The sequence below is a fragment of the Flavobacterium sp. LB2P53 genome, assembly GCF_003970305.1.
In the GTDB taxonomy this organism is placed as follows: Bacteria; Bacteroidota; Bacteroidia; order Flavobacteriales; family Flavobacteriaceae; genus Flavobacterium.
The window spans coordinates 119,231-143,858 of the sequence record NZ_RYDG01000006.1; the positions used below are offsets into that span (position 1 = coordinate 119,231).

General features: G+C 32.6%; 17 protein-coding genes and 3 tRNA genes. 2 read left to right on the forward strand and 18 right to left on the reverse strand.

Features of this window, described 5'->3' with window-relative positions:
- Positions 1 to 34: 34 nt before the first annotated feature.
- From EKL95_RS09330 to EKL95_RS09400, 16 genes are all read right to left on the reverse strand, one after another.
- A complete protein-coding gene (locus tag EKL95_RS09330) occupies positions 35 to 3,226 on the reverse strand; it encodes a type I restriction endonuclease subunit R (RefSeq protein ID WP_126564022.1) in 3,192 nt (1,063 codons plus the stop codon).
- Complete coding sequence (locus EKL95_RS09335) at positions 3,223 to 4,737, reverse strand: ATP-binding protein (protein ID WP_126564023.1); 1,515 nt, start codon at positions 4,735 to 4,737, stop codon at positions 3,223 to 3,225. Before EKL95_RS09335 ends, EKL95_RS09330 begins: the two co-directional genes overlap by 4 nt.
- A 48-nt stretch (positions 4,738 to 4,785) precedes the next feature.
- Positions 4,786 to 5,562, reverse strand: a complete 777-nt coding sequence (locus EKL95_RS09340; protein ID WP_158614855.1) for an HNH endonuclease — start codon at positions 5,560 to 5,562, stop codon at positions 4,786 to 4,788.
- A 1-nt stretch (position 5,563) separates the two neighbouring features.
- The gene (locus tag EKL95_RS15420; RefSeq protein ID WP_410503654.1) at positions 5,564 to 5,638 is read right to left on the reverse strand and encodes a hypothetical protein; all 75 of its coding nucleotides are present in this window, start codon (positions 5,636 to 5,638) and stop codon (positions 5,564 to 5,566) included.
- 71 nt (positions 5,639 to 5,709) lie between these two features.
- On the reverse strand, positions 5,710 to 8,349 hold the full coding sequence (locus EKL95_RS09345) for a DUF4062 domain-containing protein (protein ID WP_126564025.1): 2,640 nt from the start codon (positions 8,347 to 8,349) through the stop codon (positions 5,710 to 5,712).
- 54 nt (positions 8,350 to 8,403) lie between these two features.
- Positions 8,404 to 9,156 carry an abortive infection family protein gene (locus tag EKL95_RS09350; protein WP_126564026.1) on the reverse strand — a complete coding sequence of 251 codons (753 nt, stop codon included), beginning with the start codon at positions 9,154 to 9,156 and terminating at the stop codon, positions 8,404 to 8,406.
- 133 nt (positions 9,157 to 9,289) lie between these two features.
- Complete coding sequence (locus tag EKL95_RS09355) at positions 9,290 to 10,423, reverse strand: restriction endonuclease subunit S (RefSeq protein WP_199736802.1); 1,134 nt, start codon at positions 10,421 to 10,423, stop codon at positions 9,290 to 9,292.
- Positions 10,407 to 11,996 carry a type I restriction-modification system subunit M gene (locus EKL95_RS09360; protein WP_126564028.1) on the reverse strand — a complete coding sequence of 530 codons (1,590 nt, stop codon included), beginning with the start codon at positions 11,994 to 11,996 and terminating at the stop codon, positions 10,407 to 10,409. Before EKL95_RS09360 ends, EKL95_RS09355 begins: the two co-directional genes overlap by 17 nt.
- A gap of 225 nt (positions 11,997 to 12,221) precedes the next feature.
- Complete coding sequence (locus tag EKL95_RS09365) at positions 12,222 to 13,535, reverse strand: relaxase/mobilization nuclease domain-containing protein (protein WP_126564029.1); 1,314 nt, start codon at positions 13,533 to 13,535, stop codon at positions 12,222 to 12,224.
- Positions 13,525 to 13,917, reverse strand: a complete 393-nt coding sequence (locus tag EKL95_RS09370) for a hypothetical protein (RefSeq protein ID WP_126564030.1) — start codon at positions 13,915 to 13,917, stop codon at positions 13,525 to 13,527. The genes EKL95_RS09365 and EKL95_RS09370 overlap by 11 nt, the downstream gene beginning before the upstream one ends.
- A gap of 690 nt (positions 13,918 to 14,607) precedes the next feature.
- Positions 14,608 to 16,386, reverse strand: coding sequence for a hypothetical protein (locus EKL95_RS09375; protein ID WP_126564031.1), 1,779 nt, complete (start codon positions 16,384 to 16,386; stop codon positions 14,608 to 14,610).
- Positions 16,387 to 16,487: 101 nt separating this feature from the next.
- Positions 16,488 to 16,775, reverse strand: a complete 288-nt coding sequence (locus EKL95_RS09380) for a helix-turn-helix domain-containing protein (protein WP_126564032.1) — start codon at positions 16,773 to 16,775, stop codon at positions 16,488 to 16,490.
- A 123-nt stretch (positions 16,776 to 16,898) separates the two neighbouring features.
- Entirely contained in the window at positions 16,899 to 17,597 is a 699-nt protein-coding gene (locus EKL95_RS09385; RefSeq protein WP_148103994.1) for a hypothetical protein, read from the reverse strand.
- Positions 17,598 to 17,885: 288 nt separating this feature from the next.
- A tRNA-Arg gene (locus EKL95_RS09390) sits at positions 17,886 to 17,959 on the reverse strand.
- A 21-nt stretch (positions 17,960 to 17,980) separates the two neighbouring features.
- A tRNA-Pro gene (locus tag EKL95_RS09395) sits at positions 17,981 to 18,055 on the reverse strand.
- Between the two features lie 14 nt (positions 18,056 to 18,069).
- Positions 18,070 to 18,153: transfer RNA gene (locus EKL95_RS09400), tRNA-Ser, on the reverse strand.
- A 230-nt stretch (positions 18,154 to 18,383) separates the two neighbouring features.
- On the opposite strand from EKL95_RS09400, the gene EKL95_RS09405 reads away from it, so the two are divergent.
- Positions 18,384 to 19,562 (forward strand): acetyl-CoA C-acyltransferase, encoded by a 1,179-nt coding sequence (locus EKL95_RS09405; protein WP_126462440.1) that lies wholly within the window; start codon positions 18,384 to 18,386, stop codon positions 19,560 to 19,562.
- Positions 19,563 to 19,633: 71 nt separating this feature from the next.
- Positions 19,634 to 20,395, forward strand: a complete 762-nt coding sequence (locus tag EKL95_RS09410; protein WP_126456224.1) for a C40 family peptidase — start codon at positions 19,634 to 19,636, stop codon at positions 20,393 to 20,395.
- A gap of 61 nt (positions 20,396 to 20,456) precedes the next feature.
- Here EKL95_RS09410 and EKL95_RS09415 read toward each other — a convergent pair whose 3' ends face one another.
- A complete protein-coding gene (locus EKL95_RS09415) occupies positions 20,457 to 21,725 on the reverse strand; it encodes a tetratricopeptide repeat protein (RefSeq protein WP_126462443.1) in 1,269 nt (422 codons plus the stop codon).
- A gap of 121 nt (positions 21,726 to 21,846) precedes the next feature.
- A complete protein-coding gene (gyrA, locus tag EKL95_RS09420) occupies positions 21,847 to 24,468 on the reverse strand; it encodes a DNA gyrase subunit A (RefSeq protein ID WP_126462446.1) in 2,622 nt (873 codons plus the stop codon).
- Positions 24,469 to 24,628 lie beyond the last annotated feature (160 nt).

Here is a 24,628-nt window from a genome sequence, read left to right on the forward strand (position 1 = left end):
AACTTTTAGAAAATTGTATTAAAAACTAATTATTCTAGGCTCTATACTTCTTAAAATTCTCTGCTTGCTCAAAAATTTCTTTATAAACTTCGTCTCTATCTACAGGGGGATAACCATTGTCTGCCAACAGAATAATCAAGCCTACTTTCAATTCAGCTTTAATATCGTCACGTTTACTCCAATCGGTATATTTTGCTTTATCATCAACGACCTCTTTTACTTTTTGAGCAAGTATAATAAGCTTGTTTTCTGGATAAACAAAATCATACTTAATCGCCAAGGCTTTTAAAATATCGTAAAACGCTTTTTCTTCAATGTCTATTCCTAAATCCTTAAAGGAATCTTTTTCTTTTTTTAAAGCAAAATACAAATCAATAATCTCATCGGTAAAATCCTCCAATACCATACTATCTAATACATCGCTTTCTTTTCGTTCGTTGTATTTATCGACAATAAATTGGAGGCGTTTTGTGAAATCAATCCCTATAATCTTATTGATTTTCTGTATGTCTTCAATAGCTTTTGCTAAGAGTTTTTGCAATAATTTGATTTTAGTATTGGGCAATTTGATTTTATCTAATTTTGCTAAGTAATCATCCGAGAAAATATCCACCTCTGTTTCGCCTGTTTCACCTAATTTAAAGATTTCCTCCACACCTTCACTCTCAATTGCTTCTTGAATCATGTTCCGGACACGATTATTCATTTGTGCAGTATCTGGCGCTATTCCTTTAGTTAATTTGAAAACAATGGATCTAACAGCTAAGAAGAAATGAATTTCATCTCTATCGTGATGCGTGAAAGCTTCACTACCTGAACAAATGTCATAAGCTAATTTCAAACGTTTTACGATATACATAAAACGCTTTTCTATTTCTTGTGTTATTTGCGCAAATTCAGCCCCTTTATTTAAGGTATTTAGCTGTTCGAGTGGCGTACCGTTGAAGTATTTACTACTATCGAATTTATGAAAGAGTTTGTGCAATAAATCCAATTGATCTTTAACCACTATAATAGATTGCTCGATATCTTCAAAAATATCGGAATCCTTTTTGTTATAATGTGCTAAAGCCAAGTTCATTTGTTTTTTAATACCTATATAATCTACGATTAAGCCTTTGTTTTTTCCTTCAAATTTACGGTTAACCCTTGAAATGGTTTGGATTAGATTGTGTCGCTGGATCGGTTTGTCAATATACATCGTATCTAAAAACGGAACATCAAAACCTGTTAGCCACATATCGACAACAATCGCTATTTTGAAATTGGATTTTTCATTTTTAAATTGGCGATCCATTTCTTTTCGATCCTCTTTTGTACCCAATAAATAATACATATCTTCAGGATCATCTTTTCCACGAGTCATAACCATTTTCATGCGTTCCATCGGTTTGATCTCCTTTTTCTCTTTATCCGTGAGGATAGCACCTTCATCACAAACTTTTATTTCGCCCCATTCTGGTCTTAGTTCCAAAACGTTTTTATATAACTCATAAGCAATGGGTCTGCTGCTGCTGCAAACAAACATAGCTTTTCCTTTTATTGTAGCCCCTTCGGATACTCGATTTTCATAATGGGTTACAAAATCCTCAGCCAAATCCTTTAAACGTTTTGGATCTCCGATGATCGCATTCATTTGCGCCATCACTTTTTTACTTTCTTCTATTTGGTGTTCATTGCTGCCTTCCTCTGCACAACGATTGTAATACTCTTCAATTTCTTGAAGTTTACGGTTATTCAATAAAACTTTGGCAGCACGTCCTTCATAAACGATGCGCACCGTGATTTCATCTGCAACAGATTCCGTCATTGTATAGGCATCAACAACATCCCCAAAAACATCAATAGTTGCATCAATGGGTGTTCCTGTAAAACCTACATAGGTTGCATTGGGTAGGGAATCATGTAAATATTTAGCAAAACCAAAAGTTTTAGTTACACCCTTCTCTGTTATTTTTACTTTTTGGTCTAAATTGGTTTGGCTTCGATGCGCTTCGTCTGAAATGCAAATTACATTTGTTCTGTCCGTTAATAATTTAGTGTCTTCCGTAAATTTATGAATCGTTGTCAAAAAGACTCCGCCACTATTCCTGCCTTGCATTAATTCACGTAAATTAGATCGGCTTTCAACACTAATAATAGTATCATCCCCTACAAATCCTTTGGCATTGGTGAATTGTCCCGACAATTGATCGTCCAAATCTGTTCTGTCTGTAATGAGAAGAATGGTAGGACTTCCAAAATAAGTGCTTTTCATTAGCAAGCGACTCAAAAACAACATGGTGTAGCTTTTACCGCATCCTGTGGTTCCGAAATAAGTTCCCCCTTTACCGTCACCATCTGGGCGTTGGTGTAATTTTATATTTTCAAAAAGTTTTGTAGCTGCATAATACTGCGGATATCGACAGACTATTTTTTCATTTTTCTTGGAACTATCAGGCAAATAGATAAAGTTGTGAATAATATCCCGCAATCTTTTACGATTAAACATGCCTTGAATTAGAGTGTACATGGCGTCAATGCCATCTACTTCATTGACCATGCCTTCAATTTTGCGCCAAGCATAAAAGAATTCGTAGGGCGCAAAGAAAGAACCGGCTTTGGTATTCACTCCGTCACTAATGACACAAAACGCATTGTATTTAAACAGTTCCGGAATATCTCTTTTGTATCTTGTGGTTAATTGTACATAAGCATCGTGTATCGTGGTGTTTTCCTGAATGGCTGTTTTGAATTCAAAAACCACCAATGGCAATCCATTGATGTACAGAATTAAATCGGGGATACGCATTTCATACCCTTTAATCGCCAACTGGTTGACAATCCTATAAGTGTTATTATCCTCCTCAGTATAATCAATCAACTGAATATAAACATCTTTCTGGTTACGGTCTTCGCGTTTCAACAGAAAACCATTACTCACCATTTTCATAACGGTTTTGTTGGTCTCGTATAAATCAGAAGCAGGCAAACGATCTAAATCCCTTATGATGGAATCAATTTCGTTTTCGGTAATATTTTCGGTCATGTATTGGTTGCGCAAATAGTTTTTCAGATCTTCTATAATCAAGACTTTTTCACTTACTACATGGCCATAAACAGTTGGTGGTTCCGCAAAACCGTTGAATTCTGTTTTACGCACTTCCCCGCCTGCAAGGTGCGTCATTTTCTCTTCTTGTAGTAGTGATATAAATGCCTTTTCTAATTGCGCTTCGGTGAATTTCATTTTTGTTCTATTATTTTCCAATACCCACTTTTTGTTGAACCTTCTCTTTCAATCACTTTATCATCCTTAAATTTAGCGATAACTTTTTCTATTGTACTTGCCGCTAGACCAAGAATAACAGCAATATCTTTAGACCTAATGGATGGCTCAAGCATGAAGAGCGTAAGAATATCAATTGCATTTCTTCCGTATTTCTTCCGTATTTCTTCCGTATTTCTTCCGTATTTCTTCCGTATTTCTTCCGTAAATACCCCGTAATTACCCTGCAAAAAAGCGATGTTCGTTTCCTTCCCGAGAGTAATTCGGTCTGACAATAACCCAAATTCTTTTTGGAGATCTTCTATAGACTTCGTTGTACCAGCTGGGATAACAGCTTGGTCGTCAACTTTATCGTTTGGCGACCAAGTTGTTTTTTTAAATACAGTAACCAAAATACCACCATCTAAGCTTGTGATTTCTGGTTCCGGCAAGCCCATCTCTTTACTGGCTTCATAAATCTTTAAAGTACCACGACCCCAAGAATCAATATAACCCGCTTTGAAACAAACATCGGCTATCAAAGGATTTCTGGGACGTGAAATATGGTGGCGTTTCAAGCTTTCCAGTTCCATACCTTCAGGCAGTAAACCTTCGTTCCAAATAGTTAATTTATTATCATACACACGCATTTGAATCATCGAACCCATATAGGAACGGTGTACCAAAGCATTCAGCAGCATTTCTCGTATGGCGGCTACAGGATACTCGTCTTTTTCTATGCGTAGCAAACCTTCGAAGTCAATGGGTTTGGTGAAAAACTTGTAGTTTAACTGATTGGGAACTGTTTTAAGCAATTCCATAATATTGCCTTCTTCCACTTCCTGAAAACGCAGGTCGGCATCGTTGACACCAAAACGACCTATTTTTACTTTAATGTTGGGATAAAAACGATTTGGGTCTTTACCAAAGAGGATTATGGCTGCTCTTTTGAGTTTCCCGTGATCGAGCAAACGAATTTTCTCCAAAAGTTCTACGGTAGAAAGTTCTCCAATATCATTGGGCATACGCCCGCTCTTTAAGGCATCTTTGATGAATGTTTTGATACTGGTGTCGTCTATATCATCCAAACCGGCACCTTCCTCAATGACATCATCCCAAGTTTTACCTGCTTTTTTGAGTAAAAACTCGTTTAGGGTATTTCCTGTCATTTCCATTTTGGAACTGCCCGAACGGTAATAGTAACGCCCCCGGAGCGACACAGGAACCGAATACGGATTGACTTTGATTTCGATATATTTTTTCCCTTCTTCGTCATGCAAGTTGACATCACAGATGATACCCAAATTTTCACGAATTTTATTGGGAAGGGACTCCATCAAGGCTTTGTAATGCTCCAAATGCATTACCGCACCACCATCATCATCCTTACCGATGTAAATTGTACCACCCACCGCATTGGCAAAACCGCATACCCATTTCAGATAGTCGTCATGCCAACTTCGTTTCCATTCTATGTTTTGTGATTCGCTCATATTTATTTATTTTTAAATGTAAGTTTTTTGAACAGAAAACTTGACATTTTAACTATTCATAATACTCAAACTAATATCAACATCAGTAAATTTTTCAATTACTTTCGCTTCTACAAAAAAATCTTTCTTCATTTCAATGGACTTCTGTGCATAATCCTCAAATTCTTCTACTGAAAAATCTGTAATAGGAAACCCAAAAACATGACCTAGAAATTCAATCTCAACAAATTTATTGTCTGAATACAAGTAATTCATCCTGTCAAAATATAAAATTGGTGTTTCAGCCTCACTTTTAAAAAAAATCATAACTCCAATTCTTCTAGTAAAATATAAAACAGGTAAATCACTAAAATTGTATCGGGCAAAATGTCTAATAATATTATAGTCTAATTCAAATCCTTTACCATATTGCCTATTTAACTCCTCTAAATACATTTTGTACAAGCCTCTTTTAAAAGCTCTACAAAGTTCTATTTGTGAGGCAAACATATATGATGGTCTAACAGCTAATCTATATTTACCATTTCTTTCTTTCATCTCAAAAAATTGGGATTTAAATTCCCCAACCTTTCTTTTAGGTATACCACCTAATAAAAATCTTTTTCTAGAAATAGAAAATGCTTCTTTCAAGGCAACTTCTATCGAATATTTTCCGTTATGGCTATCTCTGTTTCCAAAATAATAATTACAATCATCACATACATTATTATTGTAATTCTGTCCTCCTAATGATTTAGGAATAGTGTGTGCTTTTTTAACAAAAGTAACTTTTGGTTCTCTCGCTAAACACCATAAACATATTTTATCAGTTTGTGAATTTTTCATTTCAAAATTTAAGGTACAGGCCATATTTCTCAGCTGCCAAAACTGAACCAATATCATCAACAAGGTGACCATCCAACTGAAATTTTTTTTAGAGTTGAGTTCTCAACTTTTGTGTAATCTTCAGAAGTTATTTGATTTCTTGCCCTTCTATTTTTTATCTAGTTGTCTTAGCCTATTAATTAATCCCAAATCAGGATTATTACTTTTAAAAATATGTTTTGCCCTGCATTTTTGCATTAATAAATCAATAATTCTTCTTTGATCAATTTCCGTTGTTTTATAATTATATTGGAATTCTAAAGTAATTAGGACATCCGATAGAAAGAACGAATTTTTATCTAAACTGATAATGTAGTTATCAATAAGTTTATTCCAATTTTTTGGTCTTTCTGCTAATATCAAAATCATTAATTCATGTTTTATAAGACTATTAGTTTCATTGACGGCTTTATCACAAATAAGAGGAGCCATTTTATTTGAAAATAAATCATCTTTAAAAAGCCTTACAATATTTGATGGAATTGCAAGTAAAACAGCTAATCTTTTCTCATTTGGGTCTGTAATATTAAAATCATCTTCATTTAGAAAAAAGCTAGCACCTTGAAACGCAATTTTTCCTTTATCTGCAAGTATTGGAGAAAGAACAATTAACATTTTATTTATTTCATTCCATGATTGAACAATTTTGTCTAACATCTGTTTTTTTAATTCTGGATTAACAAAATCACTATTTCTTAAAGCTCTTGAAGCAGCTGATATTTGACGCATTAAAACCTGATATGAAAATTCTCGCAAAACAGAACTAATCACTTGATTATAAGGTCTTATTTGGTCATAATGCTTATCATCATATTTATCCTTAACTTCATCAGGAAAACCAGAAGAAATAACATTTTTACTGATTTTTTCTTGTTCTTTTTCTAAAACAGAAACATCTGGATTCCATGAGATGGATTTGTATGGATTTATATTATCATCAATTTTGACTTTATTTCTCACTAATTTTAAAGTCTCTTCAATATCCTCTATAAGCATTACTAATGCATCTGATTTATTTCTATCAATTCCCGTGTAAAATTCAATTATTTCAGGAAAATCAATGTATCTACTATTTTCATATACATTATCAAGAAATTCTTTATTTAGATTCATGTGATGAGCTAAAAAATAAAAGACCCAATAGGAATTTTTGAAATAAAAGTTATTTACTCCAATTCTACCAAATATTGAGTTATCCACTAATGCATTGAATAAATAATTTAAATCTAATTCAATATAATTCTTAGCACAAAAATCTCTAAGATTAGACATGAAAAAATCTTCAGTGAATTCAAAATCGTTTTGAATTGTTAGTAGTTCACAAAAATACCCTAAAACAAATGTACAGTCTTTTATATCTGGTTTTTTGTCTTTGTAGGTTGGTATTTCATATTCTTCAAAAACGATACTGAGTAAAGTATCTAATAATTTTGTTCGGTTTATTGGTGAATATCCAGTTCCTATTTTTGACGAAGCTCTTAAAATTGAGATACAATTTTTTGCTGTTCTATGCATGTTTAAAGTCTCTAAGTCCTTAGTAACCATACTTAACATAGATTCTTCATCTTCTTCAATGCATTTTATGAATGTATAAGATTTGACTAACTTTCTTACTTCTGTTTGAGGCAGAGGTAATAAATAATAGGATGTGAATTTCCTTTTAATTTCTACTTTATCATCTTCATCTGATTTTAAGAAAAAATTATTATCAATAGTGTTAAGAATAATAAGTGGGATTTCAGTAAACGAGTCACATATATTTTTAACCATTTGCATAATCCCATTTTCTTCAAGGCAAACAGAATCTAATAGTATACAATCTATTTTATTTACATCCTTTGTGAAATAATAATTTTCTAATGTGCTATAAATATCTCTTACTATTTTATGCTTTTTAGTTCTTTTAGCATCAATATATAAAAATGTTTTTCCATTTTTCCAAGCTTCCAATTTTATAAAATGAGCTAGGCTTGTCAATCCAAATTCAGAAGGAGCTTTAATAATATAATTATTAGGATTATTAATTATCCCTTTTAAATCTACTTTGAATTCGTGATTTTTTGTTGGATCTTTTGGTACTTCACGTTTAGAACTTATAATAGGATCAATCCATACAGGAATTGCCTCATTATATGATTTTAAAGATTCATCTAAATCATCTTGCATTTTTTTTGCAATCAAATCAATTTCTTCAATTCTTTTTTCAGGTTGAGAAATTGCGGAATTTTCCTTTATAAATAATTCAATTTTTTTTTCAAGTAAATTTTCAAAATTTGTAATACCATCAAAAGCTATATACAGTCCTTCATCCCCAATTTTTCTTTTAAACTCTTTTACTTTTTGATATTGCTCTGGATCAAAATTATCAGGATCTATAAGTTCTTTTCCAAAAAAGAATATTATTCTAGGTATCGAATTATCATCTTCTAATTTTCTTTCCAACGCATCATTAAATTCATGCTCAGTACCACTGCCTGCTTTTTTTGTTGGATGCCCAAATCTATTTTTCATTATACCAATAAAAATATCATATTTAGACTTTACAATATATTCATCTATTATTTCTTGCCCATTTTTTCCCATATCTGGTAGTACATCATATTCCCACATAAAGGTTTCAAAATTAACACCTAAGTGTTTCGCTAAACCGATGTTTATTTTATCTATTGCTTTCTGACAAGCCTCTCTTTCATTTTTACAATCTCCAGGAGACGATATGAAGCATTTATATATTTTTCTTGTTTCCATAATTAATTATAGTATTTCAGTTTTAACTTTGAACATTTTAAAGAAAGCATTTGTTTAAAAATTATTCTTTTTCTCCGAATAACTCTTAAATAAAAACACCGCCATTGAACCTGCTAAATTTACGGCAAGCTCACTATGTCTAACACTTGGTTTCACATTCGTTTTACTTTTTCCATGTGCATCACCTAATTTATTTCGTAAAGCTCCCAAACCAGTTACAACACTTGTTACACCACCAAGTATTTGCTTAAATATTCCTTCATTATGAAGTTCAGGAGCTAAATTTAAGAATTTTGCTACTTCTTTATATAATACAGGAAGATCGGCACCTTCATTATAAATAATTGATTGCTCATCAAGAATATGTTTCAATACACTTTCGATTAAAGTTCTGGCAGCTGTAATTGCTCCTTCGGGATCACTTTCTTTTCTTTCAATTGTTTTTTGCCACAAAGCATGAATATGTACTTCATCAAAAATAATTATTTCATTTAATGGCGATGTCTTACCTGTTTCAAGATGAGAAAGTAAATTATTGAATTCACTCCAAATAAAATCTCTTCTTTCCTGATAAGTGCTGTAACGAGCTTTTATAAAAGTCCAAAACTGATCGATAGTACGATTATTGTTTAACCACTTAGGTAATAAATGAGAAATCGATTTATTTCCAATCAATAAATTTCGACTTTTAATATAAGTATCTTCGCGAAAACTGCCGCCGGTAGCACGGACAATTAAATTATCTTGAAAATATTGAACCAATTCAAAATCATTCAAAGAATCGATGTATTTTAATTCATCATCCATATCAAACATCGATTTTAACTAATTGTTTTTCAGTATCAACTTTTGTCATTTTTGCTAATAGTAACTCTTTCAATTCCTCTAATTTTTGGTTCTCATTATTTTTTAAATTTTTTCGACTAAAAACTTTTTCAATTTAAACTATTGTACTTTCATTAACTTTATCCGTAACACCTTTCATCAAAATGGGACATAGCGGTTTAATCATGTCTTTTAATTGTTCATTTATTCTTTTTCGAGTTTGAAGAGCATGAAAAATAGTGACAATTGATTTTTGAATTTCAATATCAGGTATTGGTAATTTTATATCAATAAATCGTTCCCATTCAAGACTCGCTCTTACACTACTATCACTAATAAACCAACCATATCGATTAAATTCAGGTCTATGAAACCAAATCATTAAAAATTCTGGAAGTACAACATTTGTATCTTTTACCCTGAAAACATTATACGCAGGTGATATTATTGCTGGCTTATTTTTTTCATAAAGTGCAACTCTAACGGTTTCATCTCTACCAACTTGCATTGCACTATATGCGAATTGATTTTTGTTAATTATTTTGTATTTTCCCAAATCTGTATTTGAAACATTAGCTTTAGAAGGCATAAATTCTTTTTTTACGTTTATGCCCAGTAAAGTTTTTACGTCATAATTTGAATTTTTTTCATCAACAAGCTCAATTACTCTTCTTAATTCAGTTTTGGTTTTTAGATTTTTAAAATTGTCTAAAAAAGAATTAGTTGTAATTTGTAAATCTTCAAGACTTTTTTGATATGTTTTTTGATTATTGAGTAAACCTTGATACATGTCAACATAATACTTTTGAGCATCAATATCAGGTATTGGCAATTGTATTTCACAAAAACGGTCCCATTCTAAACTAGCACGTACTGTACTATCGCTGATAAACCATCCATACCTGTCAGACTCAGGGCGATGAAACCACATCATTAAGAATTCAGGATATACTTCCGTAATATCAATTACTTCAAAGACCAAATAAGCTGGTGAAATTATAGCTGGTGCATCATCGGTAAATAATACAACTCGAACAGTTTCATCTCGTCCTACTTGCATGGCGCTATAAGCAAATTGTCCTTTTTCAATAACTTTATACCTCGATAAATCAGTTTCTGAAACATTAGCAACCGAAGGCATAAAATTTTTAGTGATGTTAATACCTAGTAAACGGTTTACTTTCATATTAGTATTCCGGTTATCCACTAGCCTTATGTAATTACCTAAACGCTTATAATTTGATTTCATAACCCAATCCTTTAAAAGCATTTCTTAATTGATTTTGCGACTCTACTTCTTCAGCAAGGATGGTTTTAAATTCCTTTTGAATTCTAACCATTTCAGTATCAAAATCAATTGTACTATCTCTATCCTCAAATTCTATGTACTTACTTGGAACTAATGAAAAGTCATTTCTTTTAATTTCATCAAGGTTTGCCGAATAACAATATTCTGGAACATTGTTGTACTTGGTTTCAAATGAAGTCTGTTGCCAGTTATGATAATTCTCTGCAACTTTAGTAATATCATCAGACAATAATTCAATAAATGATTTTTCATATTCGGAACCCCATCTTCTTAAATCTACAAAAAGAATTTCTTCTTCTCTATCACGGAAGTTTTTTTGAACACCATTTATTTCTACAACTCTTGCTTTTTTATTTTTATTTAGAATCCATAGGGTAACACTAATATCAGTAGTGTAAAATGTATTTCTAGGGATAATAACAATCGCTTCAACCAATTTGTTTTCAATCAGTTTTCTACGAATTTTATATTCTTCACCACCACCAGAAAGGGCTCCATTTGCCAATATAAATCCAGCAACTCCGTTATCAGATAATTTGCTTACCATATTTAGAATCCATCCATAGTTAGCATTACTAACAGGAGGAACTTCATAACCTCTCCAGCGAGGGTCATCAATTAATTCATTAGCAGCTCTCCAGTCTTTTTGGTTAAATGGTGGGTTTGCCATAATGTAATCGGCTTTCAAATCGGGGTGTTGGTCACGCCCAAAAGTATCGGCAGGAATATCTCCGAAATTTGCATTAATTCCTCGTATAGCCAAGTTCATTTTGGCTAGTTTATAAGTTGTGGCCGTATATTCCTGTCCGTAGATGGAAACCTCTTTTTTGTTCCCGTGGTGGCTTTCTATAAATTTCATAGACTGAACAAACATACCACCAGATCCACAAGCGGGGTCGTAAATAATACCTTTGTAGGGTTCAATCATTTCAGCGATAATATTTACAATACTTTTTGGGGTGTAGAATTCGCCTTTTCCTTTCCCTTCGGCAATAGCAAATTTTCTTAGAAAATATTCATAAACACGGCCCACAATGTCAGTTTGTTTGTCCTTGATCGTGTCAATATTGTTGATGGTATCCAACAAAGCGGCTAGTTTACTCACGTCCATATTCAGGCGGGAGAAGTAATTATCGGGCAAAGCGCCTTTCAGGGCAGGATTGTTCTTTTCTATAGTATGCAAAGCGGTGTCTATCTTCAGGGCAATATCGCTTTGTTTAGAATTTTCTATAATGAATGACCAACGGGATTCTTCAGGCAAAAAGAAAATGTTCGACATATTGTAGAACTCCTTCATTTCGATGTACTTTTCTTTTCCATCAGCAATCAGTTCCTTACGGCGCTCTTCAAATTTGTCACTGGCAAATTTCAGGAAGATTAATCCTAAAACCACGTGCTTGTACTCTGATGATTCTACGGTTCCTCGTAGTTTGTTGGCTGAATCCCAAAGGGTTTCTTCTATGCTTTTTTCTTTTTTGGGTTTTACTTGTTTAGGAGTAACTTGTTTGGTCATTATTAAGAAGTGTTTTCTGAAAAATTATATTATTCGCTAAGGTATTGAAAAAAAAATCTTGTAGAATGCGGAAAACCGTAAAGGCAACAAATAAAATCAATTTTTACTTTCCTTTTGTTTCTAATAGTATAGTTTTAGTCATTTTGGTAAAAAAAATCGGCACACTTTAATTGGAATAATTATAATTCACAACTAAGTTTGCCACCATTGAAAATGAAATAGTAGTTACATTCTTCGTTTCTTTTTTCTCTTTATAACTGGTAATTTTGATTCCTGATTGGTAGGAATAGATGAAGAAAAGATGCTTAATAAGTTATCAAAAACATTTAAATGGTTTTCATAGGTGTGTTCTTCATTTTTTGGGAATGAAATTGCGTTTTTTTCTTCATTTTTTTCTGAAAGTAAATCACTTATTCCTTTCGATGATAAATTTTTCATATCGTCATCTATCGTTCCTAAAAAATCTTTTGTTTTAATTCTGAGATCCGAAGCAGTGTAAATATGTCCTTCCCTAATATCTTTAAAACGCAATCCATAAATTGAATTGGGGTTCTCCCCTGTTTGGCTTCTTTTTACTTCTAACTCAATCCCTTTCCGCTTTAATTGAGTTATTAAGCCACTTAATTTTTCTGGTTTTAATGAAAGTTCAGCGTTTTTAAGGATAGGATTGATAACAAAATAAACCCTACCCATCATATTTCTGAGCAGTTTTTCTTTTTCAACTTTGTTATTTAGTAGTGTGTTTTGAATATTTATAAATCCATAATTCGGGTCTAATTCTGATCCTTGAATTTTGTTTGATTCTTTTAAATATTCTATCTGACCTTCAATGTATTCTATTGGGCGCAAATCAAAATAATGTCCTTTTTGTTTTCCTTTTTCATCACAAACAATGGTTCTTATTAGTTGAAATTCTTGTAACAAACTGTCAAATTGTTTTTCTTCAGTTGGCTTTTTTTCTAAAACGTCTGTCAATATTCTTTTCATTATGGCAGACAAACTGTGTTTTCCTTCTTCCAAGTGTTCGTTAATCGCCTTTGACAGATCCTTTTTATCAAAGATTTCGTTTTTGTCAACTGCTTTTGTAATCTGGTATTTTTCTTCGAGTTGTCTAGTAATTTTATAACTTCTTCTTTTGACATGAGAATCATTAATTTTTTTTCCTAAATGATTAATTTGTGAGGATACGATGTGTACGTGAGGGTGTTCTTTATCAAAATGTCTGTAAACCGCATAAGGTTGCTCTGAATATTCCAGGTCTTTCATGTAGTCTTCCGCTATCTTATAAATGGTTTCATTGTCTAAAATATCGTCTTTATGGAAAGATAAACTTATATGAATATTGGGTTTTGAAACGTTATTATTTCTTGAATTAGCATTTGATATAGCGTTTACAATAGCATTCAATTCTTCTGAATTAATGTTATTTGTACCTAATATTATTCCTTTTTGTTCTTCGTTTTTTGTTTGACTTATTTTACTATGATTGTAATTAACCATTCCAGTAACGCAACTTCCAGTAGAGATTTTAGCTATCATTTTTCAAAAAATTTTCAATTTTAATGTAATATTTTCTAATTTCCTGTAGATTAAAAATTATGATATTCTTTTCATCAGTAGAAAAATTATCCAGTTTTTTTTGATTTAAATGCTTTAATAGTTGGTTAAAATTATTTCCAATCTTCTTAACGGAACCAATTAATAAATTTGTCTCTAATGTTAATTTTTGATCGGTTGTTATAATTTTATATTCATTTTTCAGTAATATATCTCTCATCATTTCCGTCAAATTATGATAAATTTTTGAATCCGAATATATTTTATTTAATGTTTCAAATTCTTGATCAGTAAACAATATTCTTTTTTCTTTAGTCCTTTTTTCTTCTTTTTCCGGTCTACCTCCTCTATTTAATTTATTCATAATTTATATATTTTAGAAACCCGACTTCGGAGGTTTTCAATTCCCGATAGGGCAAGGCGTTTTAATGCCGTTAAAAATGAAATTCGCAGAATGGAGTTTTTAACGGCATTAAAACACACCTTGCTATTTTTTGCTTTATCCGATGAATACTTACTTGTCTTATTACCCTTTTGTTAAAAGGGTTTAAATGTGAATTTTATATGTGTTGTTTTCAAATCTTACTTTAGGATTTTTTCTAATTTTAATTGCATAAATTTTGAACAAAAGGGAAGAAAAAATTACCTAATAATTTGTAATACTCTGCTCGTTTTTCAATTTGTACATTTTTTATTTATTGGCTATTATTGTTTTTCTGATGAAAAATCATAAACCCTATTAAAAGCCAAACCACGTCCTACACCTCCTACATTACCTACACTCACTGATTTTTAATGCATTACATTGAATAGTAACAAAAAAGGTGTAGGTTCTGGTAGGAAACATTAAAATGTCTTCCTACGGTTTCCTACTATTTCCTACTATGTTTTCTACTACTTTTTAATTATATAACACTAATAATCAATACCTTAAAAAAAACGTAGGAAGTGTAGGAAGTCAAAACAGTACTTTTTTGAAAAATTGAATTTAATTTATCTTTTATACTGTCATGATAATCATACGTTTAACCCACTGATTAAGTATTTTTTTATTTTATTGTTCACAAATCTGCCATTCAACTGCATTTACAATTTCTCCATGTATTTGCAATTTGGATAGATCTACTAAATAACCAGAAGTAATTCTTGCATCTTTACCCTTTTCAAATTTTATGCTACTTATCTCTTTAATAAAACAAGAATCTTTTTTCAAGTAATCTTGAATTAGTCCCTTGTTTGGTGCAGTTTCCCTGTATTGTAATACCCATTGTCTTTGGATTTTGTTGTAACAAGAGGTAAACTGAAAATACAGATTGTTTCCTTCTAGTTTTAAATCTCGAAACACTACAATTCTATCGTCCTTATTTCCTCGCATCGATGCCAAGAAGCAGTCCCAAAATTTTGTACCAATACTTGAAGAATTCAGTTTTCTTGTTTGGTTTTCTGTACATTTTTTAAAATGCGAAACCATTTCATTGTAAGTGAATGGAAAAGCAACCAAATCCTTGAATATTTCATAAGTAGCTCCTAAAACAGACAAGTTACCTATTACCCTAGTATGCTGCACTTCAATTAATGGGGTAAAATTCTCTTTACACATTCTATATTTACTTTTGAATTTTTCTTCATATAAGTCTCTGTAAATTAGCAAATCGTCTGTAAAATGACTAATCCCTTTCTTTGTCATATCTTTTAAAAGATCATAGTTTTTAGTTTCTTCAAGGCTAAATGTTTTTGCTTGAAACTCCAACCACAAAAGTCTTGAAATTAAAGCTTCTGATTCGGGGTATTCGTTCCCTGTCAAAAGTGTAGAAGACAAAATTGGAACAGTATCAGTAGAAACTTTACTTTCAATAGTTCCGAACTCGTATCCACGTCTATCCCAAAAACCCTTAATTGTGCCGTCAAGCTTTGAATCTCCCCGTTTGTATTCCGATAAATGGCAAATGATATTTGTAAATTGAGCAAACTTCCTAATTTGTCCCTTTAGCGTTGAAGCACCACCTTCCAGATTTATGGCTGTTTGTGGAATTCCGAAGAAGCTTTGGCATGACTCTGCCAATTGATCCTTGCCACTTGAACCAGCACCATACAAGAATAGGATCGGAAAATTTCCTATCTGATTAACAACAATATCCTGGAAAATACTGCTGATAGTAAATAATACCGCTGTAATAGAATGATCTTTATGCACCTCCATCATCTTTTGTAAATAGGTACTCATTGCAATATCAGAATTAACCAATTTCATCTTCTTTTGTGGTTGATATGCTGACAGATTATTAATGTATATCTTGTTTGCAGATGGAACATAAAAAGATTTTTGGTTATGATTAAAAATTCCATTTTCATCGATCTCAATACTTTTTCCGTTCAATAAATTTACTTTGTTGTTCCAAATCCAAAAATCATAGCCATTCTGATAGCCTAAACTTTCCAATTTCTCTCCATTTCCCATCTTATCGAAAAGAAAAGCCTTCAACAATTTAAAATCGCTTGCATTTCCGGTAAATAAAAAATTTCCTTGACGTGCTATACTATTTTCAAAACCACCCAGAGTATTGAACAAATCAGAAGAAACATCGAAAATCCGCTGCAAACCAAAAACGTTTTTAACTTTCAAGAGTTTCATTGGAAATTTTTCATCCTGAATATGTTGCAAAATTTGAATTTCAAAATTAGAGATCGATTCAAAATATTGTTTTGATGAAGTCCCCTTTAGAATATAAATCCTATTATTATCAGTAAATAAATGGTAATTATTAATATCCGACTGTAAAACGCTGTAAGGAGTCGTAACTTCCTTAGGAAGCTCGAAAATTTGTTTCTCCATAATACACAAATAGATTATTATTGTGCATATATTTGCATACACAATAGGTTGAAAACTAAATAACACACAATAATCATAGTCGTTAGCTATGTTTATTGTGTTTATTTTTTCCAGTGGTTTTGTGGGATTGAATCTTCTTCCTTTATTGTTTCGCTAGGATTGCGTAGTAAGAAACTTTCGAGATCTTCTTTCTTGAAGTATAATAATTTCCCATTCGGTTTATAAAACCTGATACGTTTGTCCGAAGTTAGTTTGTAGAGATACGATGGCTTTAAGTTTAAAAATGCACTTGCTTCTTCAACAGAAAAGATTGTTTTAACTGCTAGACTTAATTTTGATATGCTATTCTGTATATTGAATAGTTTCTCTTCGATTTGTAGATTGCTCATGATACATTGTTTAGTTATCCTTTCCTTTAGTTAGGAACGGCAATGCAAATCAACAATAAGAAAAGAGGGTAGGAAATAGAGAGATAGAAGTTACTTCTATCTCTCTATAATAATTTATGCTTTTTATTTGTTTTTCCAACGGCTAAAATGATTAGCATTCATTTCTTTTTCGTTTGGAAAATTTTCACTTATGAATGAAAAATAATTATTTACATGAATAACTATTTCAGATGCTATTAATTTTTCGTAATCAACATTGAATAAAACTTTATACATGTCTAATAAGTTAGCCTTGCTGATTTTCTTATTTCCTTTACGTCCATCATTAACTTTTGCATTATTCACTTCAGATAACCAAGTGATTTTGTTTTCTATACTTTTGCCTTGAGCAAAGGAATTAAAATCATCAAAAACAACAATTAAATCTCCATTTTTAATTCTAAAATTATATTCATTCTTTAATTCATCTTCGGCTAAATATGATTTAAAAATTGCTTTTTTTGGGATAGACGAAACGGAAACTTCTTTTGTTGCTTGAATGTTTTCAAAAGTATTAATTTGAAAATTATTTGGTTTTAATTCTTCAAGTATAGAAGTATTAGAATTTGGGCTTACTATATTTCTATAGTAATTCATTTTAGCTAATATTTTGGTACGATAGTGAAACGAAAGCATCAAAATTAACCCCAAAATAAAAAAAAATACGTTTAAGTATCCTGCATAAGTAAAAAAAGGACTGCCTTCAGTGTGCGATTGAATACATTTAATAGTAAATAAATACGAAATCAAAAAACAAAAAATTAATTGTGTTTTTATTTTCACTTTATCAAACTCCGATTTTAAATCGATTCCAGTTTTGTCCTTGAATGATTTTTTTAATAATACAAAACTATCTTTAGTGGTATAATAATATATCCACACTCCATAAATTAAAAACAGGCTTAGTACTGTAATATAAATAAAGTTTAAGCTATTAATATCCATAAGATTAAATTTTCATCAAATATAAGAAAATATAATCTTACTTTTTTTGCCTTTAATGTTCGGCAAATGTTCGTCACAAGGCATAAAAAAAGCCCTTACATTTCGGTAAAGGCTTGATTTTCAAAGTGAAGGCAGAAGGATTCGAACCTTCGACCGCCTGCTTAGAAGGCAGGTGCTCTATCCAGCTGAGCTATGCCTCCATTGCTCATGTAAAAAACTAGTCGGGGTGGCAGGATTCGAACCTGCGGCCTCCTGCTCCCAAAGCAGGCGCGATAACCGAGCTACGCTACACCCCGAAAAAAATATAAAGCGGAGGGACAGGGACTCGAACCCTGGCACCGATTGCTCGATGACAGTTTAGCAAACTGCTCCATTACCACTCTGGCACCCCTCCAAGCTCAAAGAAACGTGTCCTGTTTTGCGGTTGCAAATTTAACACATCTTTACGTTCCTCACAACTATTTAGACCTTTTTTTTAAATATTTTTTATCCTAATTCTAAAAAGACTTCACAATCAAACATATAGAATATAAATAAATTTTTAAAAGAGATTATCCCAACATCAAAATACGAAATTGTTTAAAAAAGATTAAATTTGCTACATAAACCAACATTATATAAATCATGAACAAAAGAGTTGTTATCGTTTCTGCTGTTAGAACACCTATCGGTAGTTTTATGGGAGGATTATCTACAGTTACCGCTCCTAGATTAGGTGCTGTGGCTATAAAAGGAGCTTTGGACAAAATAAAATTGGATCCAAATTTAATTGATGAAGTATTTATGGGTAATGTAGTTCAAGCTGGTGTAGGACAAGCTCCTGCTCGCCAAGCTGCACTATATGCTGGTTTACCTAATTCTGTTGCTTGTACTACAGTCAACAAAGTATGTGCCTCTGGAATGAAAGCTGTAATGCTAGGTACTCAAGCCATTTTATGTGGTGATGCTGAAATTGTTGTTGCGGGTGGAATGGAAAACATGAGTTTAATTCCTCACTATATGAATTTGAGAACAGGAACTAAATTTGGTCCAGCAACATTTATTGATGGTTTACAAAAAGATGGACTTGTTGATGCTTACGACAACAACGCAATGGGCGTTTGTGCGGACTTATGTGCTGCTGAATATAATTTTACCCGAGAAGACCAAGACAACGCCGCAATTCAATCCTACGAGCGAAGTGCAAAAGCTTGGGAGACCGGAAAATTTGATAATGAAATTGTCTCTGTAGCCGTTCCTCAAAGAAAAGGAGATCCTATTATAATTTCTAAAGACGAAGAGTTTTCTAATGTAAAATTAGACAAAATACCTTCATTAAATCCTGTTTTCACAAAAGACGGTACAGTTACCGCAGCAAACGCTTCTACAATAAACGATGGAGCAGCAGCTGTGATATTAATGAGCGAAGAAAAAGCAATCTCTTTAGGATTGAAACCTCTGGCGTATATAAAAGGGTATGCAGATGCCGCACAAGAACCAAAATGGTTTACAACAAGTCCATCAAAAGCAATTCCTAAAGCATTAGAAAAAGCAGGAATAGCCATTACTGATGTTGATTATTTTGAATTCAATGAAGCTTTTGCTGTAGTTGGCCTAGCCAATGCCAAAATTTTAGGACTAGAGAGCAGCACGATTAATGTGAATGGTGGTGCTGTATCATTAGGACATCCTTTAGGTTGCTCCGGAGTAAGAATTATTGTTACTTTGATCAACGTATTAGAACAAAATAATGGTAAAATTGGAGCTGCTGCAATCTGTAATGGTGGTGGTGGTGCTTCAGCAATTGTTATTGAAAGAGCTTAAAATAATTATAAATTAGGAGTTGTATATTAAAAACATATAACTCCTAATTCTAAACTCATAAATTACCCTAAATGTTCGGAATTTGTAATCTAGCAATGATACCACTTCGGTTTGAACCCAGTGATAAAAGCGAAATTGTTTCTCAAATTTTATTTGGAGAACATTTTGAAATTTTAGAGCAAATGAAACAATGGTCTCGCATCAAAGTACAGTACGACGAGTATGAAGGCTGGATCGATTCTAAACAATTACAGTTGATTTCAGAATCAAATTTTAATCAATTATCCGCAGAAACGATCATATTGAATTCCGATTTAATTGAATATATCACTACTCCAGATAATCAATTAATTCCTATTCCGCTCGGATCCTCGGTTTCATTTATAAATAACAGTGAGATAAACATTTCGAATTTTGAGTTTGATGGAACAAAAACAAGTGGCAAAAAAACAAAAGAGCATTTGATAAAAACTGCCTTTATGTATTTAAACGCTCCTTATCTTTGGGGAGGGAAAACTCCTTTTGGAATTGATTGTTCAGGATTTACTCAAATGGTGTATAAACTGAACGGATATAAATTGCTTCGTGATGCCTCTCAACAATCAAAACAAGGGGAAGCTTTAAGTTTTATAGAAGAAAGTGAACCAGGAGATCTCGCTTTTTTTGATAACGAAGAAGGCAACATAATCCATGTAGGAATAATTATGGATGATAATTACATCATTCATGCCAGTGGAAAAGTACGAATTGACAGGCTTGATCATTTAGGAATATTTAATGCCGAAACCAATAAGCATACACACAAATTAAGAGTAATTAAAAAAATCATATAAAAAAAACCTCTCTCAAAATAGTAATTCGAGAGAGGTTATTTTTAAATTTAAAAATCTAGCATTAATTCTTTGCCTTCAATGCCTTGTATTCAGCTGTCATTTCTAAAGCGCTATATACGCCTAAAAGTGTTTTTGAAACATCCTCATTTTTAGGATCTAGTTCAACTGCTTTTGCAAGAAAAGGAATTGTAGCTTTGAATAAATTTTCTCTTTTCTTTTTCAATTCATCATAGCGCTTCATATCCTTAGTAGAAGTTCCTAATTTATTCATTTCATCGATAATTACCTTTTCATCCTCTAACTTCATGGCCGCTAAATTGATGTAAGCATTAATGTATTTAGGATTAATTTCAATAACTTTTAAATAGTACTTTTCAGCGTCTACCTGATTTTTTGCATTAGCACTAAGAACTCCTAAATTAAAAACTAAATCAGCATCATTAGGATTTTTCTCTAATACTTGAGCGATCAGCTTTTTATACATTTCAAAATCTTTTGTTTCTAAATAAAGATTTGCTTCTGTCAAAACCAATGAAGTATCTTCCGGATTTGCTTGTCTTGCATCCGATATTGCTTTTTTAGCCTCTTCAATTTTTCCGTTTTGCACTAAAATTAAAGCTATGTTTTTATAGATCTCTCCTCTTTTAGAAGGAATAGCCTCTGTTCTTGGTTTTTCGTGAGTCCCTATTTTCACTACTCTGTCTCTTTCCGGAGCCGTTGTAAAAAGATCTTCTTCATTAGTGATTTTATTCACCGCAAAAAAACTGGTTCCTTTTCCAGAATAATTTAAGTTTTTCAAATCATCATACAACTTAAGTGCTGTGTCATATTCTGCTGCATTCACATAAGTAGAGGCCGCATAATACAAATTGATAGTGTCTTTTTTATCTAATAAATATGCATCATACAGTTTTTTTGCACTATTTGAATGCTTATTGATTTTTGAATCCGCTATGGCAGCATTAATCAATTTATATTTAATTTCTGTAATTGAAGCTGCAGCTTCTGTAGAAAATTTCAATTTACCGGAAACTTTTTCAGCATCAATTAAATCTTGATATGCTTTTGCCGCAAGCGAAAGATTAGCATCTGCATCCACTTTTTTATTGGCTAAATCCAATAAAGCTTTTCCTTTTACAAAGAAAAATTGTGCTTTCTCCGCCTCTTTAGCATTAGCGATGAGAGATTCGGCTTCCATCAAAATGGTTACTGCTTCTTGAGATTTACCCCCTTTTAATGCTTTTTCAGCGGCTTTAATTTGATCTTTTTGAGCAAAAGTGGCTACTGAAATCACTAACGCTGATGCTAGTACTACATATTTACTTTTCATGGTATTCGATTTTGTTTAATAGTTCTTGTTTAATAGTTCTTTTTTAATCTACACTTATTTAATTTCAAAATTTCCAATCCAATTGGATTGGAAGTTTTGAAACCAGTTATTAGTATTCATACTAAGCTTCGTCATCTGAATCGTCTTCGTCTTCAGTGTCTTCGTCTTCACTTTCAGAATCGTCCTCTTCATCCTCCTCTTCAGCTACACCATCCTCTTCAAGAACTTCAAGAACAGGTTTTACTCTTTCGATAGCTTCCGACTCAATAATATTTCCGTCTTCATCAACAACTACTTCCGCCACATCGTCTTTCATTACTTTAGTGACTGCAGCTATGGAATCGTTTCCTTTTATATTGATCAGTTTTACACCTTGCGTAGCACGTCCCATTACTCTCAAATCCTCTACAGCCATTCTGATAGTCAATCCAGATTTATTAATAATCATTAAATCATCCGCATCAGTAACGGCATTAATAGAAATCAGCTTCCCAGTTTTCTCCGTAATATTCAAGGTTTTTACTCCTTTACCCCCACGATTTGTAATTCTGTATTCGTCAAGGCTAGACCGTTTTCCATAACCGTTTTCAGCAACTACTAATATTTCGCTGCTCATATCGTTTACAGTGACCATGCCAATTACTTCATCCGTATCATCCTTAAGTGTAATTCCGCGAACTCCTGAAGCTGTTCTTCCCATTGGACGGGTTTTAGTTTCTTCAAAACGAACTAATTTACCAGATTTCACAGCTAAAATAATTTGGCTTTGCCCGTTCGTTAATTTTGCTTCTAATAACTCATCCCCTTCTTTAATAGTAATTGCAGCAACTCCATTCACTCTGGGTTTAGAATATTTCTCTAAAGATGTTTTCTTAACCTGCCCTTTTTTAGTCACCATAATAAGGTTGTGACTTTTGATGTAATCTTGATCTTTTAAATCCTGAGTACAAATAAATGCTTTTACTTTATCGTCGCTTTCTATATTTACCAAGTTTTGGATTGCTCTTCCTTTGGCCGTTTTACTTCCTTCTGGTATTTCGTAAACACGCATCCAGAAACATTTCCCTTTTTGGGTAAAGAACATCATATATTGGTGATTCGTAGCCACAAACATGTGCTCTAAGAAATCCTGATCCCGTGTTCCTGCACTTTTTTGTCCAACTCCGCCTCTGTTTTGAGTTTTGTATTCCGTAAGATTTGTACGTTTAATATATCCTGCATGTGAAATCGTGATAACTACATTTTCATCGGCAATTAAATCTTCAATACTTACATCTCCTCCTGAATATTCAATTACAGAACGGCGTTCATCTCCATATTTATCACGAATTTCAGTTAGTTCTTCTTTAATCAAGGCTATTCTTAAGTTTACATCTGCTAATAAAGCTTTTAGATGCTCGATTAACTTCATGATTTCATCGTATTCTGTTCTTAACTTATCTTGTTCAAGACCTGTTAATTGACGCAAACGCATTTCAACAATGGCTCGAGATTGAATATCGGATAAATTGAATCTTTCGATTAGTTTTTCTCTTGCTTCTTCGGTGCTTTTTGAAGCTTTAATTAAAGCAATTACTTCGTCAATATTATCCGAAGCGATAATCAAACCTTCTAAAATATGGGCTCTTGCTTCTGCTTTTTTCAATTCAAATTGCGTTCTGCGAGTCACTACATCATGACGGTGCTCTATAAAATAATGAATCAGATCTTTCAGATTCAACATTTGCGGACGCCCTTTTACAATGGCAATATTGTTTACACTGAAAGAAGACTGTAATTGTGTAAACTTATAAAGTGTATTCAAAACTACGTTTGGCGTAGCATCTCGTTTCAAGATATAAACGATACGCATCCCGTTTCTATCCGATTCATCTCGGATATTCGCAATTCCATCAATTTTTTTATCGTTAACCAAATCAGCCGTACGCTTAATCATATCGGCCTTGTTAACTTGATAAGGAATTTCGGTAACGATAATACATTCTCTTCCGTCCACTTCTTCAAAACCTACTTTGGCACGCATTACAATACGTCCTCTACCTGTTTTGAATGCTTCACGAACGCCTTCATATCCATATATAACACCTCCTGTAGGAAAATCTGGGGCTTTGATATGCGTCATCAACTCATCAATCTCAATATCGCTATTGTCCATGAAAGCCAATGTCCCGTTTATCACCTCAGTCAAGTTATGAGGAGGCATATTAGTGGCCATACCCACTGCAATTCCTGTTGCCCCATTTATTAATAAGGTAGGAACACGTGTTGGCATAACTGTTGGCTCCTCCAGCGTATCGTCAAAATTTAATTTAAAATCAACAGTTTCTTTATCTATATCCGCCAAGATTTCTTCTGAAATTTTACGCATTCTAGCCTCTGTATAACGCATTGCTGCAGGACTATCGCCATCTACTGACCCAAAATTACCCTGGCCATCAATCAATAAGTAACGCATACTCCATTCTTGTGCCATACGAACCATTGCATCATAAACTGAGGTATCACCGTGTGGGTGATACTTACCAAGAACTTCCCCAACAATTCTTGCGGACTTTTTGTGGGCAGATCTAGAATTTACACCCAAATCATGCATTCCAAATAGGACTCTTCGATGTACTGGTTTCAAGCCATCTCTAACATCTGGAAGTGCTCTTGATACAATTACCGACATCGAGTAATCGATGTAGGCCGTTTTCATTTCATCTTCAATGTTAATAGGAATTAACTTTTCTCCTTCAGACATAAGTTGTTATATTAAAAAATTATATTAGTTTCAAAACGTGCCAATATACATCTTTTTGAAATTTTTAAACCTATTTTAAAACACTAATTTCAATGATTTATTAACAAATAAAACTTCGCTTTTAGTTGATAATTTAAGGTAAATTTAACTTTAATATCTT

Excerpts from the sequence above, each read along its gene's own strand:
- EKL95_RS09355 (WP_199736802.1), bottom strand. The coding sequence starts at position 10,423 with ATGAAATCAAATTATAAGCGTTTAGGTAATTACATAAGGCTAGTGGAT.
- EKL95_RS09350 (WP_126564026.1), bottom strand. The coding sequence starts at position 9,156 with ATGGATGATGAATTAAAATACATCGATTCTTTGAATGATTTTGAATTG.
- EKL95_RS09415 (WP_126462443.1), bottom strand. The coding sequence starts at position 21,725 with ATGAAAAGTAAATATGTAGTACTAGCATCAGCGTTAGTGATTTCAGTA.
- EKL95_RS09345 (WP_126564025.1), bottom strand. The coding sequence starts at position 8,349 with ATGGAAACAAGAAAAATATATAAATGCTTCATATCGTCTCCTGGAGAT.
- EKL95_RS09405 (WP_126462440.1), top strand. The coding sequence starts at position 18,384 with ATGAACAAAAGAGTTGTTATCGTTTCTGCTGTTAGAACACCTATCGGT.
- EKL95_RS09380 (WP_126564032.1), bottom strand. The coding sequence starts at position 16,775 with ATGAGCAATCTACAAATCGAAGAGAAACTATTCAATATACAGAATAGC.
- EKL95_RS09335 (WP_126564023.1), bottom strand. The coding sequence starts at position 4,737 with ATGAGCGAATCACAAAACATAGAATGGAAACGAAGTTGGCATGACGAC.
- EKL95_RS09410 (WP_126456224.1), top strand. The coding sequence starts at position 19,634 with ATGTTCGGAATTTGTAATCTAGCAATGATACCACTTCGGTTTGAACCC.
- EKL95_RS09330 (WP_126564022.1), bottom strand. The coding sequence starts at position 3,226 with ATGAAATTCACCGAAGCGCAATTAGAAAAGGCATTTATATCACTACTA.
- EKL95_RS09370 (WP_126564030.1), bottom strand. The coding sequence starts at position 13,917 with ATGAATAAATTAAATAGAGGAGGTAGACCGGAAAAAGAAGAAAAAAGG.
- gyrA (WP_126462446.1), bottom strand. The coding sequence starts at position 24,468 with ATGTCTGAAGGAGAAAAGTTAATTCCTATTAACATTGAAGATGAAATG.
- EKL95_RS09340 (WP_158614855.1), bottom strand. The coding sequence starts at position 5,562 with ATGAAAAATTCACAAACTGATAAAATATGTTTATGGTGTTTAGCGAGA.
- EKL95_RS09360 (WP_126564028.1), bottom strand. The coding sequence starts at position 11,996 with ATGACCAAACAAGTTACTCCTAAACAAGTAAAACCCAAAAAAGAAAAA.
- EKL95_RS09365 (WP_126564029.1), bottom strand. The coding sequence starts at position 13,535 with ATGATAGCTAAAATCTCTACTGGAAGTTGCGTTACTGGAATGGTTAAT.
- EKL95_RS09375 (WP_126564031.1), bottom strand. The coding sequence starts at position 16,386 with ATGGAGAAACAAATTTTCGAGCTTCCTAAGGAAGTTACGACTCCTTAC.